Origin of the sequence: Ureaplasma parvum serovar 3 str. ATCC 27815 (assembly GCF_000019345.1) — a bacterium.
Lineage (GTDB): Bacteria > Bacillota_I > Bacilli_A > Mycoplasmatales > Mycoplasmoidaceae > Ureaplasma > Ureaplasma parvum.
In genome coordinates this window covers 52,797-69,988 of record NC_010503.1, presented here as the reverse complement: position 1 = coordinate 69,988, position 17,192 = coordinate 52,797, and the positions used below count along the sequence as shown (strand labels likewise).

Annotated in this window: 10 protein-coding genes; all 10 read right to left on the bottom strand. The window is 25.7% G+C overall.

The window, feature by feature from the left end; genetic code table 4:
- Positions 1 to 37: 37 nt before the first annotated feature.
- Positions 38 to 3,427 (bottom strand): MnuA family membrane nuclease, encoded by a 3,390-nt coding sequence (locus UPA3_RS00285; RefSeq protein ID WP_041941987.1) that lies wholly within the window; start codon positions 3,425 to 3,427, stop codon positions 38 to 40.
- A 291-nt stretch (positions 3,428 to 3,718) separates the two neighbouring features.
- Positions 3,719 to 5,083 carry an MSC_0618 family F1-like ATPase beta subunit gene (locus tag UPA3_RS00280; protein WP_006688563.1) on the bottom strand — a complete coding sequence of 455 codons (1,365 nt, stop codon included), beginning with the start codon at positions 5,081 to 5,083 and terminating at the stop codon, positions 3,719 to 3,721.
- Positions 5,083 to 6,618 (bottom strand): MSC_0619 family F1-like ATPase alpha subunit, encoded by a 1,536-nt coding sequence (locus UPA3_RS00275; RefSeq protein WP_006688732.1) that lies wholly within the window; start codon positions 6,616 to 6,618, stop codon positions 5,083 to 5,085. The genes UPA3_RS00280 and UPA3_RS00275 overlap by 1 nt, the downstream gene beginning before the upstream one ends.
- Before the next feature lie 15 nt (positions 6,619 to 6,633).
- Positions 6,634 to 8,799: an MSC_0620 family F1-like ATPase-associated subunit gene (locus UPA3_RS00270; protein WP_010891668.1), complete on the bottom strand. Its 2,166-nt coding sequence runs from the start codon at positions 8,797 to 8,799 to the stop codon at positions 6,634 to 6,636.
- Positions 8,789 to 9,268, bottom strand: a complete 480-nt coding sequence (locus UPA3_RS00265; RefSeq protein ID WP_006688520.1) for an MSC_0621 family F1-like ATPase epsilon subunit — start codon at positions 9,266 to 9,268, stop codon at positions 8,789 to 8,791. Before UPA3_RS00265 ends, UPA3_RS00270 begins: the two co-directional genes overlap by 11 nt.
- The gene (locus UPA3_RS00260) at positions 9,258 to 10,172 is read right to left on the bottom strand and encodes an MSC_0622 family F1-like ATPase gamma subunit (protein WP_006688472.1); all 915 of its coding nucleotides are present in this window, start codon (positions 10,170 to 10,172) and stop codon (positions 9,258 to 9,260) included. The genes UPA3_RS00265 and UPA3_RS00260 overlap by 11 nt, the downstream gene beginning before the upstream one ends.
- 2 nt (positions 10,173 to 10,174) lie before the next feature.
- Positions 10,175 to 10,690, bottom strand: coding sequence for a DUF2714 domain-containing protein (locus UPA3_RS00255; RefSeq protein ID WP_006688416.1), 516 nt, complete (start codon positions 10,688 to 10,690; stop codon positions 10,175 to 10,177).
- Positions 10,677 to 12,167, bottom strand: coding sequence for an MSC_0624 family F1-like ATPase-associated membrane protein (locus UPA3_RS00250; RefSeq protein WP_010891666.1), 1,491 nt, complete (start codon positions 12,165 to 12,167; stop codon positions 10,677 to 10,679). Before UPA3_RS00250 ends, UPA3_RS00255 begins: the two co-directional genes overlap by 14 nt.
- Before the next feature lie 29 nt (positions 12,168 to 12,196).
- Positions 12,197 to 14,800 (bottom strand): Ig-specific serine endopeptidase MIP, encoded by a 2,604-nt coding sequence (gene mip / locus UPA3_RS00245; protein ID WP_006688541.1) that lies wholly within the window; start codon positions 14,798 to 14,800, stop codon positions 12,197 to 12,199.
- Positions 14,801 to 14,814: 14 nt separating this feature from the next.
- Positions 14,815 to 17,190: a putative immunoglobulin-blocking virulence protein gene (locus UPA3_RS00240; RefSeq protein WP_006688654.1), complete on the bottom strand. Its 2,376-nt coding sequence runs from the start codon at positions 17,188 to 17,190 to the stop codon at positions 14,815 to 14,817.
- Positions 17,191 to 17,192 lie beyond the last annotated feature (2 nt).

The following is a 17,192-nucleotide window of genomic DNA, read 5'->3' as shown; positions in this document are numbered from 1 at the left end:
CCTAGTTTAATTTTTGAACACGAGGTTATCATTTTGCTTATTTAGTGTCGTTTTTATTTAAACCTAAATCAAAGAATGTAGGTGCATGATCAGAAATATCGTTACGAATATAAAATAATTTATCATGATATTCATTAGGGTATAAACTACGCACTTTTTTTAACCATTCTTGATCAACAATTTGATCTTCATATACATTTCATAAATTATAAATACTTGGATTAGAAATAGTTAAACCATTAACTTGAGAAAAAATTTTATCATAAGGGTTTGAAAATTCACCAGGATTTACACTTAATGATGATTTAAATAAGTCATTATCGCTAAAAACACTACTATAACCATTTTGAATTAAAGTTCTAAAAACTCATTGTTGATTATGTAAACGAATATTAGTATCACCTAAAAAGAAATAATCATCATCCTTATTGTTATCAATTTTTTTAATTTCTTCCATAACTTTGACTAATCGTTCAGCATCGTCCACTTCACGACTTCCTTGTTCATATTTATTAATCATTTGGTTCGTTGAAATTACTTTTTTATTAACTAATTCTGTACGTTTTAGTAGATGCTCTTTCTTTTGATATTCTGTATTTGATGGATAAGTTCCAGGACTATCAAGATGACCGAAAACCAATGTAAAATCATTTTTAATTTGACCAATTGAAGCAAATTTAATAGCAAATGGTGGACGTGAATAATCAGTTTCTGCTTTTTCATATTTGCCAGGTTGTAATGGATTTGAATAAATATAACCGATTTTATTATTTGCAAACGGAATAGGTTTAACTTTTTTCTTATTATAAATTATCCCAATTCGTTCAGTACTTGTATGTTCGTTTGTTGCTAATTTATCATTTTCACTACCTTTAAGATTATCACTAATTAAAAAATCATAATCATCTGAGCCACTTAACTGATTTAAATACTTAATGATTCCTATCAACGGTAAATTGTTTTGTTCCTGATTGTTATTTTCTGCAGGCCAAATTTCTGTTAATCCAATAATATCGTATTTATTAAATAAAATTGTTTTAGCTAAAGCATAGTTCTTAGGATCATTTAATCCAGTCTGATGTAGAACATTTCAGTGCCCAATTCTTAAATGATCGGCTTGTTTATTATTAATACTTTCATTAATATGATTGTAAATAAGTGATTTATTTTGGTCTGTTTCTTTTTTTTTATAAAAACGAGCATCATTTTTACTAAACACACTTTGATCATATTTTTGATCGATTTGTGTTTCTTTTGGTAAGTATGTTCTTAGCAAATCACGAATATTAGTTTGGTCAGCGTATGTTTTATTTAAAAGAGCCTCACTAAATTTTTTATTAAATTTTAAGATCGAATTCATAACACTTACTATAATTTTTTGATTATCATTTAATTCTGTATACGTACCATCTGAATTTTTCAAAAAGACTTTAATAACTCTTTTTTGATGACTTAAAATTAGACCATCTTTTTTTTCATTATCACTATAACTTTGTTCTGATTGTTTTTTTCTTGATTTTTTCTTTGTTTTTGTTTCTTGTAAGTTTTCATATTCAATTTTTAGCGTATTACTAAATTGATATGGTTCGTTGTAATTTTGAGATTTATTCTTGTTAATTAAAAATTCTTTAAGATTTTTAACACTAATTTCACCTGATACTAACGTATCATTAAAAGGTAAAATTTGATTTAAATTTTCTAGTTTAATAGGTTTAGCAGAAACCAAAGAACGAATAGCATGAGGAGCTAATAGGATAGCTTGTGTTTGTTTAAATTCAAAAGTATGTGTTTGTTTATTATAAAAAGGAGCTTGATAGTATTTTGCTAATATATCACTTATAAACGCTCCTAAGGAACTAAGTGAATATGTTGAAGAATATAAATTGACTTTTTTATCATTTTTAATCAGTATTTTTTCTCTTAATTGCTCGTATTCATGATCTTTATAATTATTAAGAAAATTATTTAATGTAATCAAATTTTGATTGAAATCAGGATTTTTTTGTGGATTTAATAAATCTTGTTGAGTTATATAATGATATCCTGCATTATCACCGCTTGTTGACAGTTTATCAACAAGCTTAATTTCTGTTTTTAAAATACGGTTATAAGGATTTAGTGTGATCATATATCGTACAAAACCACTATTAGGTTTTGATTGAACAACATTCAAAGGTTGATTATTTTTATTATTAGCAATTACATTAAGTGCTTTATAAGGATTAATAACACTCATTAAATTGACATTATTATCTATTAATTTACTCATTCGTGATGCTTCTTTATAAAAAGATTTTTCATCATTAGTTAAAGTGTCATTTTCCTTTGCTTTATCTGCTAAAAAACTTGATAATAAAACAATATTTTTAACACCTTGATCCTTAAGCTTATCGGCCTCATCATTAATCAAATTAGCTGTTTGTTCATTACTAAATCATTGAATATTTTTTGTTAAATTAAGATTAGATTCAAAATTAATTAAATTACTCATTGCTCCAATTAATCCTAATTTAAAACCACCAAAGTTAATAATTTTTGAATTATTAGTCATTTGTATGTTTTTATCACCATCTTTTAGATAAGAGTTAACAGATAAAATACCATCATTACCATATAAAGCTTTGACGTATTCTTTAAAATGCTTTGTTTTTTCGTCAATTAAATCATAACCCCAATTTAAATCAGTATTAGCGATGCTAGTAGCTACTGGATTTAAAAACTTTAATGCGGCTGTTGTATATTGAGCTCTAGTTAATGAAGATATATTATTTTCATAATAATTATTTCCACCCATAACTACAGCAACATTATTCGCACCTCGTTCTTTTTTAATTTTATTAACTTCATTTAATAATCGAATTAACCCGGGTGCTTTTAAATATGTAGTTTGTTTATTATAATCTGGAACAATTTGTTCATCAACAAAACCATTAAACCCACTAATAATAATTAGTTCAACAGTTCTAGCGATGCTATCATCCATTTTAGTATCAAAACTAAATGTCTGATTGTTTTTTGTATAAATAATTTGATTAGGCGCTTTTGGATCGTAAAAATCAATTTGTTTTAGTAGATATTTAACATTCTCATCTAAACTGTCAAAAACAAATTTTTTATCCACTAAATTTGTTTTAGCTGTTTTAATTGTTTTTAATCAGTTATTTTTTTTATCAAAAACATCAAAAACAGCAACCATTTGTAAATTTAACTCTTTATTTATGTCAAAATCCAATGTAAATTTTGCTGTTTCTTTATTGAAGACATTATTTTTTAAAACAATATCAATATTTTTAGCTTCAAGATTTAAATTACTTATTTGTTTTGGTTTTATAACTTCTTGCTTTATTTTTTTCTCTTTTGCGCATGTAACTAAAAAAGGAATTATTGCACTAGTTAAAACAGTTCCAATAGCAATAAAACCAAACATTTTCAATTTATTTTTTTTACAAACCACTTTATTTTAAACTCCTTAATTTGTATAGACAAGTTATATATAAAAATCTTAACAAGCTATAAGAAAAAATGATGAAAAATTTATACAAATATTTATAATATTTTTAAATATCTAAAATTAGCTTTTGAAAACTTTTTTAAAAAAAGATGTTTTATTTTGCACTTTTGAAACTAAACAAAACATATTAATGGTGAACATTTTAATAAAAAACCTCGGTAATTAATATAGTTACCAAGGTTTAAATTTAATATAAATTAATAATTATTAATGATCTTGAGAAATATCCTTATTTGAACCAATATAGGCAAAAACATCTGGACTTTGTTTTAAATATTTACCTTCTAAAATACGAATTACACTTTCAACAGTCTCTTTTAATGGAACAAACTGACCAGGAGCTTTTGTGAAATGTTCAGTCATAAAAAAGTTTTGTGTAAAGAACATTTCTAGCTGTAAAGCTTTTTTAACAATAATTTTACTTTCAGCATCTAGTTCATCAAAACCTAAAATTAAAATAACATCTTCTAGATCTTTATAAGCTTTTAAAACTTTTTTAGTTTCGATAATTGCATTATAATGACGTTCACCAATAATTTTAGGATCAATAGCGTTTGTTGAGCTTGCTAATGGATCAAATGCTGGAAAAATATTTTTAGCAGCTTGTGCTCGCGATAATACTAATTTTCCATCTAAATGATTAAATACAGCGACAGCTGATGGATCACTTAAATCATCCATTGGCAAAAAAATTGTTTGAAATGAGGTAATTGATCCATTTTTATTTCTAAATAATCGATTTTGAATATGTGTAACATCACTTTCTAGTGTTGATTGATAACCTCCAACAGACGGTTTTTTACCTAATGCAGTAGAAACTTCATTTTCAGCTTGAATAAAACGATAAATATTATCAATAAACAATAAAACATTTTCTTTGTTTTGATCACGTAAATATTCAGCAGCAGTAATTCCAATTGGTACAATTGAAGTACGTGCACCAGGAGCTTCATTCATCTTAGAAATAAACATTACTGAATTAGGCATTAAATTAGAAGCAGTCAATTCATTATATAATTCAATTGCTTCACGTGAACGCTCTCCTGAACCAATAAAAATATTTGAATTTGCTTGTTTATGTCTGTTTAAGTTAAAAATGATTTCTTTCATTAAAACTGTTTTACCAACTCCAGCACCACCAAAGATTCCTAATTTATATCCTTTTAGAATTGGCATAAAAAAATCAATTGCTTTAATTCCTGTCTCTACAATTTCTATACTTTTATCAACATATCGCTCGTTTAAAATTGTTGAATTCATTTCAACATATTTAGGTGTTTTATTAGTTTCTAATAAAGGATGTCCCCAAAAATTATAAATATTATTTTTTGAATCATTACCAACTGGGACCATAAAACTTTTGTTTGTATTAATAACAATATCATTAATTGCTAAATCTTTTGATGCATAAACAACAATTGCTCTCGCATGTGTAGCATCAACTAATCTTTTAACTAATAAGAAAGTATTGCCATCATGAGTTGTTAATAAGTGATTTAAAGCTGGTAAGCTGTTTTTAAATTCAATTTCGACAATATCTGATCAGATTTTTATAACTCGGCCGTTATTCATTATTTATCTCCTAAAAATTTTGCTACATTCATTAAAAACTCATTTTGTAAAGGAATAAAACTATGTTCTAATTCAACTTCTCAATTTAAATTTAAGTAATCAGAGTATTGTTTTAGGATGAAAGCAAAGTAGTTTTTCATAATTTTATCATCATAATTTTGAGTTGTTGAAATAGTATTGAATGCTTTTTGAGCATCTTCATAATTATTAATCGCATAATCTAACAACATAAATGCTTTTTGTTCATCTTTAACACCTTTTAAAATGCCTCAGGCAATTAGCTTAGTACTTAAAACAATAAAACGGTATGAAAATAAAGAGAAACCTTTTTGTAAAAACATTTTATCTATTAATTTACCTTTATGCAATAAAAGGCTAGTTTCTTTATTAAATTCATAATCTAACATTGCTAATTTTAAATGACGTTTGTATTGTCTAAAAATTTTATTAATTTCACCTGCTACTTTAGTAATCATTCTTGATTGTACACTTGAACCTGTTCTTGAAACTGATAAATCAATATTAATAGCAGGAACTTTACCAGCAGCAAATAAATCAGTTGAAGTTACAATTTGACCATCAGTAATAGAAATAATATTTGAAGAGATTAATGAAGTAATATCCCCATCAACTGTTTGTAAAATCGGCAAAGCAGTAATTGTTTTACGATTTTTGAATGAACCAGCACGTTCAAGTAATGATGAATGTGAGAAGAATACATCTGAAGGCATTGCTTCTTTACCAACTGGTTTATTTGTTAATAAAGCCATTTCACGAATAATATTAGCGTGTTTTGTTAGATCATCAAATACAATTAATACATCATCTTGATACGATAAGTTTTCAGCATGAGCCATTCCAATATATGGTGCTAAATATTGTTCATATGCTGTTAAAGGAGCATCGATAATAATTGTGTTTTTTAATGCGTCATGAGCCTTTAAAGTTTCATAAACAGTAGTTAATGATTCGCGTTTTTGACCAATTGCTACATAAATACATTTTGTGCCAGCACGGCTTTGATTAATAATAGTATTTAAAGCAATATGCGTTTTTCCAGTTTGACGATCACCAATAATTAATTCCCTTTGTCCTTTGCCAATCGGAATTAATAAATCAATTGCTACAATTCCAGTATTTAATTGCTCATTTAAAGTTTTCACTGTCATTAAATTATGAGCTAAACCAAATGCAGGATTAGTTTGAGCAATTTTTGCTGATGGAAGATTATTAAGTGGTTTTGGTCAAATAAAATTATTATTAATATCTATAATCTTCCCGAAATAATTTAAATCAGTAACAACATTTTCTTCACGATTTGTTTCAATGATTTCATCGCCGATATTAATATTAGCATGTTCATTGCTAATTAATAAATAAGCAAGATCTTCTTTTGCTGAAATAACAAATAATTTTACTGTTGGATCATTTTTTAAAACAAATATTTGATGATGTTGATAATCATAGATTCCACTAACAGTTACAATATAGTTAAAAATCGATTTAATACGAGGGTTTGCCTTAGTGTTTTGCATTTTTCTATTTCCTTTCTAAATTATTAGAATAATTCCCATTATTAAAACAATGATTGTCAACACCATTATCACACTATTAATAATTAGAATAACTTTTTTATTTTTTAGTTTTTTAATCAATCCATAAATAATTAAATTAATTATTAAAACCAGTAAGCTAATTACTATAAACGCAATTCCAATCTTACGACGAATTTGTTTATTTACTTGTTTTTGTCTTTCAAGAGATTTTAAAGCACTATCATATGCATTTTTAAAATCCTTAGCTTTGTCCTTATTTGTTTTAATATCGGTTTGATTTGTTAATATAGACATTAAATCAAAATTTTCTTTAATCGGTTGTAAAACATTTAAATATGACTGATATCATTGTTGAGAATTAAAACTACGTTGTGCAACAATCGCCGATAATTGATAAATTAATTGGTTATTTAATTTATATAAATTTGCAATGGTGTTTTCATCACCTTTAATACTTGCAATATTAGCTTTAATTTTATCTTTATTTAATCGAAGAACTTCACTAAACTGTAAGCTAACTTGTTTATAAGCACCAACTAGTTGATATCAATAATAATCATTATTGATTAAAGTGTTATTTAAATAACGAAAGAAATTTTCTTTTGTTAAATTATTAAACTCATTTAATAATCTTTCCTTATCATCGGTGTTGTTTACAAGTTTTTGTTTGTATTTTTCTAAATATTCATTTTGTAATGTTGCAAAAGTTTTTTGACCAATAATTTTATTATCTTTATCAATTTGATTGAATCGCAAAATAAGTTTTTGAGCAGCTTCAATCATTGTAAATAAAGCATTTCTAATATAAAAGTTACGTAATTTCTTATAATCAATTTTCTCATCTAGTCCTAAATGTTTATACAAGTTAACAAAAATTTGTTTAATAGCATTAACTTCATTTAATTTTAGACTATTAAAATTAATATCTAAAATTGGATCATATTTATTAATAATATATGTACGTTGTAGTTTAGGATTAACTTGATCAATAATTTTAACTTTAATATTAATCATACTACTACCATTAACGCCAAAATCTAATACACTATAAAGATAACGTGTGTTAATTGGGTTATTAAAATAAAATAATGTTTGTTTAAGCTCTGGTTTTAAACTATCAAATTTTGATTTTAATCCACTTAATGATTCATTTGAATATATAGGACTAATATAAGGTAATAATAGTGGTAAAGAAGAAATAATAGCATTAGCTTGTGTTGGGGGAAGATCTATTTCATTATGATCGCCTTCTACTAATGGTGGTGGTAATGGTGGTGGTGTATCGGGATCTTTTTGCTCATTTGGCTGTTCTTCTTGTTTATCTTCGTTTGTTTGTTGATTTTGTTTTAAATCAAATGCTGTAACACGATCTTTTATTTTAGAAATAAAATAAGCGTTTCAATCATTATAACCTTTAGGTAAAGTTGTATTAAATTGTCCTTTTTCATCACGTGTTAACTCAACATCTTTGTTAATTTGTGGAACATCATTTTCATCATAAATTAATTTATTAATTTCTTTTAAAAATTCAGATTCATATTTTTTTAACGTATCTTTGTATTTTGTTTCTTCAACATCATTAATTTGATCACTTTGTACATCACTAATTTTTCCTTTTGGAGCAACGGCTTTTTGATAATTTAAAGGATCAGTTTTGCCAACTTTGATTTGCTTATATGTTTCTCCATTAAACTCAATATCTTTAATATCATAATTTTTAAGAGTTCCTAAAATTTGAGGAGTATTTAAATAAAAACCATAATCATTAGGATTTTTTAAGATGTTTTCTTTATTTTTCTCAAGATATGACTGCAGATTTTTTAAATAAATTAGTTGTTGAATTTTTTTCTTAAACTCAATTTCTTTATTTTCTAAAATTTCTTCTTGACGTGATTTTACATAAACAATAGCAGCATTAATTCCTTTTTCTAAACTATCTTTAACAGTTTTATCAGCATCAGTTTTAAAAGTATTAAAATTAGGATCGTTTTTAGGAATTTTTGGTTTTTTTTGTTGATTAGGATCATGATTATTACCATTATTGTTTTCTTGTTTACCATCCTCATTAGCTGCAACAGAAAAAATTAATGGTGAAGCTACAATTGGTATTGTTGCTAGTGAAGCTAAAAATTTTAATTTTATTTTCAATTTATTTCTCATCTTTTTTATACTCCACTAAATTTAATCTAATTTGCATATTAGTTATATATTGTTCTTGTTTTAGATTATCAAGATCTAAAAATTCACTTAGAGTTAATCCTAATTGTTGTTTAGCTTCAAGTTCTAAAATATTATTAGTAATATTTTTATATTTATCTACCAACTCTTTTTTATGATTATTTTTTTTGTTTAATCCATCTTTAATAAAGAAATGTAAATCATTTAATGCTTGAATTTTAACGATGTTATTTAAAACAGAAATATGTGTGTTTTTTAGAAATAAATAAAAAGTTTTTTTATAATCATCATCAACTATTTTTAATAAGATTATTTCATAGGCTAAAACGGTGTTGTTTTCAATTTTTTGTCATGTATTTTCTTCATTAACATTTACATATAATAAACCATTATCAATATTAAACTTTTTGTTTTCAAGTAATGTAATTTGAATATTATAATTATGATTCATAAACACCACCATCGTTATCATTATCATCTTCATTCATATTTTGTCTTGCTAATAAATTTATTTCTTCAATTTGCAACTCTGTCTTTACACGTGTAATTTTACGTTGAATTTTTGAAAGGTTATCATCTAGTTCTTTTAGGATATTATTAGTAGCTACTAGTCCATTTTTTGTTTTATAAAAAGATGATTCAGTAATTAAAGTATTAATAATATTAACTAAGAAAACATTAATTTGGACATTAATAAATTCATTTAAATTTGGATAAATTTTTACTTTTTGAAAATCAATAATATTAGAATCGCATTTTTGTAAATTAATAAATTTATCAAAACTAAATTCATTCATTGGTAATATAGTAAAGTGTCCATCATAGTTTTTATTAGAATTAATAACAAAATTAACTTTTTTATAATTATCAAAAGTATATAAAATCATAATCATTTTAGTTAATTGTGTAGTTAAATTTTTAATATTTGAGTCATTAAATGTTTGCAGAACATTTAAATTATGATTCTTACCAAATTCAATTGCTCCTTGACCGATCAAAATAAAATCATCACGATTTGATTTAATCGTTTTTAAGATTTTTTGTTCATAACGCGAATATGAATCAGTACTATATTTTTGCTCTTCAGTTAAATAAATCCATAAAACACGATCATTAATTTTATTTAAAAACTTAAAAATCTTTCGTTCCTCATGTCTTAACATATCATGTTTAATATTATAAATACGCTTTAAACTTAGAATTGATTCTTTTATTTCAAAAGCATTTTTACTAAAAAAAGTTAATCGCTGATTTAGTTTCATAATATTAATTAAAAAAATATTACGTTCGTTACTCACTTTTAAATTAATATTATTTAAATTCTTTTTTTTATTAATTAAATCTTTTAATTGCATACTTAATTTCCTGATTTTTGTTCAATTGAAGCGATAATTTTTTCACTAAATACGAGCACTAAACTACCATTAAGATTTGATTTAAATAAAATCAAATGAGGAAGAATTTGAACAGGATGATTTTGAAGTAATAATTTTTTAATTTTTTGGTTATATGAAATTAAAAAATTATTATAAACAGGATTTTGATCATTTCTAAAATTAATTGCATCAGTTGTAGAATTAGCTTTAGTTACTAATATTGGAATCATAATAGTTGTTGAAAATTTTAAATTTAAATTGAAATTAATAATAAAATTTTCAAATCAAATATCTAGTTTTTTTTCAAAAGCTAATGTAAATTTTTTAACAAAATCTAAATAAACCTCTGATTCAAAACCTAATTTATTATCAAATAAAACTGATGCCATTAATTCTTCATATGTAATTAAATCAACACTTGCTTTTTTCTCTTTATAAGTATTAAATACATCAAAATAATTTGTTGTAGGTGTCAGATTAGATTTATTTTTTTTCATTGTTTAACTCCTTATTTAGCTTATTGATTTTAAAAATTACCATTGCAAATTTAATTGTTAAATAACTAATTAAAGTAAAATTCAAACTAAAATTTAATAACAACATGATTTGTACTAAATTCATTTTCGGTTGAATGTTTGAGAATAAATAGTTATTATGATGATCAGATGTTAATAAATAATCAAAACCTACAATTGCTGCGGTTAAAATAATTAAAATCATAATAACCTTTAATAGCACCAATAATTTAGTTGAAATGTTTTTATTTTGAAATATGTAGATTCCAAACACACTCATTTGTACAGTAATTGTAATAAAAACATTAATTAAAGAAACCACACTCTTAGAATTAAATAATGTTACTAAAAACAAGCTTAAACTTAGAATTGTTTGAGTGACTACTAAATTTAATAAAGTATTTAAACTACTCTTTACGCTTAAGCGTTTTTTTAAAGTGAATACCATATATAGTATTAATATGATTATTGCAAAAAAACTTTGTAAAATATAAACTCATAATAAATGGTTGTTACCAACCGGTAGATTTTCATTTTCGTGCTTATATGCAAAAACTCTTAATAATCAAATAAATATAGCACTAAATAAAAGTAAAATAAATCATAAATTATTCTTAACATAATTACGATCGTAACGTTTATTAATTACTAAAGCGAAAAAATTAGTATTTGCTAAAACAATAAATGTAATTAAAAAGAAGAAGAAAGCAATTAAAATAATAAAATTTTTACCTGATTGAACAGTGAAGATATCAACTATGCGTGTGTAGAAACGATTATCAACAAATAAAAAGTTAGGACTTTTACCTGTATTAATTCATACAAGGGGGGTAATTATTACAAATAATAGTAATAACGCTTGAAAAACCATGGCAATAATTAAATTTTTATAATTATCGTATAATAAAGGGTTAGTTTTTTTAGAAATAAAATAATTAAATATTTCATAACTTAAATTTAATAAAAATAACACTAATAGTAAAAATACTAAATTAAAAACTTCTTTTGGTCAAACACTAAAAAAAGTAAAAAATAGTAAGAAACTAATTGTTGCAATCACTAAATATAAAACGAATCATGGTAAGTATTTTTTAATGGTTGCTCGATGCCAATAAAGATTTGTGAAATTTTTGATTAAGGTATAAAACAGTGTAAAACTTAAAATAAAAAAGCGAAATACAATTAAAAAGTTAAGTTGTAAATATTTAGGGCTGTGTAAATCAAAAAAAGCATTTAGCGATTTTGAAATCATCATTGATTTATTCTCATCACCAAAACCTAAACCAAACAACGTATTTTCAGCAAAGATTAAAAGTAAAATAAAGAATAATAAAGTAATAGCAGATAACAATCCTTTTAAAAATTGATTGATAAAGCTACTTTTTTGTTGTTGCTTTAGCGAATAGTTATCATCATAAATTACTCTATTAACGGAAGTAAATGTTTTTGTATTCATCATATAATTTTCTAATTCAATATAAAAGTTAATTAATTTTTAAATTTAAAAGCACTGGGGATTTGATCTTCACCAAAACCATTAGGGAATAAAGCGGTTGCAATATTTTTATTTTTATATAACGCCATCATTGCTTGGCGATAGGAAGTTTTTTGATCTTTTCCACCACCATAAATCAAATCATATTGTGGTAAGTTATAACTACCATATAATCCATGATAATCATAGCCTTCAGATCGAAAAGCAGCAGCCAAACCTGTTTGGGCAAAACCATTACCAACATGCCAAATTCCCACTAATTCATTTTTTTGATTACGTAGACTTGTCCCTGATGAACCCCCAATTGGAGAATAATGCATCGGTAAATAATTTAAACCAAACCCAATATAATTTTGATTATCAGTTGATTTATGTACAGTTTTACCAGTAATAGGACTAGCAATAAAAGCATCAAGCAATCCAGGTTTATTAGTAAAACTACGATAACCAATATTATATGACAAGAAATCACCACGATTTATTTGTGTAAGAGGAAACAAAGGAGGATTATGATTTAATTTATTATAAAATTGATAATTAGAATTAATTCATAAACTATAACTTTCACGTCTTGATTCAAATTGTTTCTGATCTTTAATTGGGTCTAAGAAATAATCAGAAGCAGAGCTTGGCCAACCTACAGCATATAATTCATCATATTTATTTGTGTCAAAAGCCTGATTGTATTTTGAATCCAAAGGTACATTAATACGTGCATAATCATTTAAATAAGATTTTGATAAAAATTTTATTTGTTCATTTGGTTTTTGTGCATAATCGTTTGTGATTAATTTAGCTAATTCACTTGGATCTAAATTATTATATTTATCAACACTTCAATCTGATCCACTATAAAAATTTTTCGTTATAGAGCCGAGTTTTATTTTTTCAAAATCAATTTCAAAAACAGCAAAATCAACAAATTCTTGTAGGTTATGGTATTTATTTTTTAATTTTGATGTTAATAAGTCACTAGGATTTAATTTTAAGAAGTCACGACCATCATAGATTGTTTTAATACCATTACTAATAGGTTTATCCATATTTGGTTGATTATCTTTACTAACTAAACTAAAACGATAAATATTATCATCAGCGTTCGCTAAACCCAAAGTAGTTTTAGTCTTAACTGTTGGCATTATCTTATTAATACCAAAAACTGTTGTTGTTGACTTTAATGCTTCTGCAACATGTAAATTTGTGCCAAAATACCATTTAGTAGGATATTTATTATCATTTCTTTTTTGATAATCCATAATTCACATTGTTCCAGCTACTACATCAGATTCGCGTGGTTTACCATTTGGCGTTTGAATTTGAATGCCAAATGTTTGTAAAGCAATTTGCTTATACATATCATTAGGCAAAGTTCTAGCCAAACCATTTATTTTCCATTGATCTTTTCCAATTGCATCAACTCACGAAACACTTTTTCCAATTTCAGTTTCGTTAAATGATAAACCTTGGTATTTACCATCTTCATCATATACTGGTAAAGTAAAACCTTTACGAGCAGCAGATTCATAACTATCTTGAAAAACTTGTGGTGCTTTTTGATCAAATTCATTAATTTTTTGTTTATTATTAATTAAATCTTGGCGTATTTGGTATCAATTTACATTTCTTTGATATGCTTTTAATGATTTTAAATAATTTTCATTATCATATAAATAACGTGTTTGTTGATCAGCATTATTGTATTGATTAATTTGAGCTAAGCTAGTTGGTGCAAATCCGTTATTAACTTGCGTTGGCAATAAATCATATTCATCAGCACCATAAGGATTAGTTTTAAATTTATCAACAGGAATAAGAATTTGGTAAGTTTTTTTACTTTTAAGATCTAAAACCTCTAATAATAAAGAAAAAGCCCCCAACTTATTAGCGTTAATTTGCCCACCCTCGTTAATGAATAAAACATCAAGTACACTTAGTTTAATTTTGTCTGTATACTCTTTTTGAATAACTTTTAAACCCATTAATAATTGATTTTTAATTTGTGAAGGTAAAACATTTTCATAATTTAATACTTGTTGATTATTAATTACGAGATCAAAAGTTTTTTTGAATTGAATAGTATCAATAATTTTTTTTAGCTCAGGCGTTAATTGATTTGAAAAAATGGTGTTATCTGGTTTTTTAAAACCATTTAATTCAAAATAATAACCTTTAATCTCCTTTGTTTTTTGGTTAGTTAACTTATAATAAATAATTAAATCCTGCAAGGAATTTTGTTTAGGATATAAACCTATAATTTCTAGTTTAAAATCTTGATTTTGAATAGGTGAATGTTTTAATTGATTAATAAGTATATTTTTTAAATAAGTATTAGCTTTATTTTCATAAGTAAAATTAATTAATTTGGCTATATTATCTAATTGGGAAGTACTTATTAAATTTGATTTAAATTCGTGGGTTGTTAAATTTTGATTTAAATCATTAGTAAAATTATTTTTTTTATTATTACCATGGTCACTACTATTATGCACAATATTTTTATCTTCATGTTTATTATTAACACAAGACGCTGCTAAAGCTGAAACAAACACAATTGGTGTGATTATACTAACGCTTGCAATAAGTTTTTTAATTTTCATAATAATTCCTTCTATTAAATATCAATATAGTTAGCGTCAGAAGCATCACTTACTTTATATCCTAAACCTTCTAATTGTGACTTTAATTCTGAATTATTAGAATCAACAACAACAGATTTAGAATCTAAACTTTCTGCTAGATTAAATAATGTAGCTAAATTTTGAATACCACTTGCAGTTAGACTACCATTGCCTTTAATGTAAATACGTTTTGTAGCATTACCATTACTAAAAGTAATTTTACTTTTAGGAGGCATTGGTTCATTAGTCACAATATGTTCACTAAAACCAGCTTCATTTAAATCATTAATTGACATTTCATAATTTTCTTTATCATTAAAGAAATTAACTCTTCTTAATTTACGTTCACGATTGTTTGAAGCTTTTTGTTCGTCTTTAAATATTAAACCCCGTAATGAGCGAATTTGAGGGACACGACTAAAGTCTAAACCTTGGGGATAACTATTTCCCACCTCTTTATGATCAGGATCTAATCCTGGACCAAATCCACCTTGAAAGAATGGTTCATTATTTCTTGTTCAATAAACCATTCGTAATCCATCATTAATACGTTTTAATTTTGTTCGAAGATCATTTGCATTATCATTGAAATCATTTTTATCAAAAGAAAGAGTATCAAAAGTAATTCGTGTAGCAATATCTGATCCTTGTTTATATTCTGACGAAACATTATAATCATTAGAATTAATTCATTCTACTTTTCGAAGCGCATTTGGATTAATTGATCATTCATCTAATAATGAATTACCTAATGTATACAACCCAAGTTCTTTAATATGTTTAGTTTCAAGAGCAGAAAGTGCTGACGTATTATGTGAACCAGCAGAAAAGAACAATTCAAGCAATGGCAATTCATTTGGTAAGGCTTTTAGAATATCAGAGAACTTTTGTCCTGAATCTGATTTCCCCATGTTACGAATTCGATATCCTGTAATTTTTTTGTTTTGATTATTTAATTTTTGAATTAATTCTTTTGTTTTTTGGTATCCATCAGGATTATCAGCATCAATATCAACAATATATCCAGTATTTAATTTACCTTCTTGTGGTTTTTGGCGCTCTAGTTTATAAACTTTAATACCATCACCATCTTTAATGCCATACTGTTTGAACTCAGCTGTTGCATCTGATTTATTTCAACCAGGATAATCACCATTAGCTAAACCATTTGGACTACGATTGTATCATTCGTTATACCCAAACACCCTTCGGTTAGCATTATCATTTGCTAAACGGCTTGTTACTGTATTATATTCTTTAGCAGGTGAATAAGCATATGAGTCTAATTCGCCGTTTTCATTAACATATGAATTATCTGGATCAGGCGTTAAACCTTCTTGTAAATACTTTTCAGAATTGGCTGAAAGTTTAGTGAATTTTGAAAAATCTAAATGAGCATATAATCAAGCATACTTGTGCGCATCAGAAACAAATTTTGTTTTCATATTAGGATATTCTTTTTTACCTTGTTCATTCAGAAAATTAACAACATTGTCTGTATCAAATAGTTTTTTAAATTTACTTCATAATTTAGCGTGATATCCACTTTTATCAACCATTGCGATATAACTATCAATTTCCTCTGGTTTTATATTTGGATCTAATAAATCTTTAACTAAACTTTGATAATCGCCACGCTTTAAATTCCCGCGCACTAAATCTGCTGATTTGTGCCGCAACTCATCTGTTACAAAAACTTTTTTAATTTTCCCAACACTTATATTTGTATAGGGATTAAGATTTGATAATCCATTATCCTGATCATATTTAAAAGTTTGACGAGGGGGTGGAACTTCAACTTCAGCGTCCACTAAAACACCATTCAATTCAATTTTTCTAACAGTACTTTGGTTAGGAATTTGTTGTGGTTGTGGTTGTGGATCTGGTTCTGGTTTTGGTTCTTCTTTTGGAGGTGGTGGGCTTGGTGGTAATAATTCTTCTTTTGGTTTAGTTTCAACAGGAGGTGTTGGTTGAGGAATAGGCTGAGGTTTTGGTTTAGGAATTGGTTCTGGTTTAATTTCAGGCTTTTTAGGCTCTTCTGGTTTAATCTCTGGTTTTTTTAACTCTTCTTTTTTTGGAGGTGTTGGGATGGGATCTGGAAATGGTGTTGGTTGTGGTTCTGGTTTTGGCTGAGGTTTTGGTTTGGGAATTTCTTTTAAGTTATTATCTTTAATTGATGGTCTTGCTTTTTGGTAATCTAAATTGTCTTTATTAATAAAATTTTCTTTTTGATCAATAGAAGCAATACCAAAACTTGAAGGACTTTTTTGACTTGTACCATAAAAAATTCCTCCTAATAAAATTGAACTCACAGCAACTGCACCAATTGTAATCGTTAATAATTTTGTTTTACGTTTAATAAATTTCATAT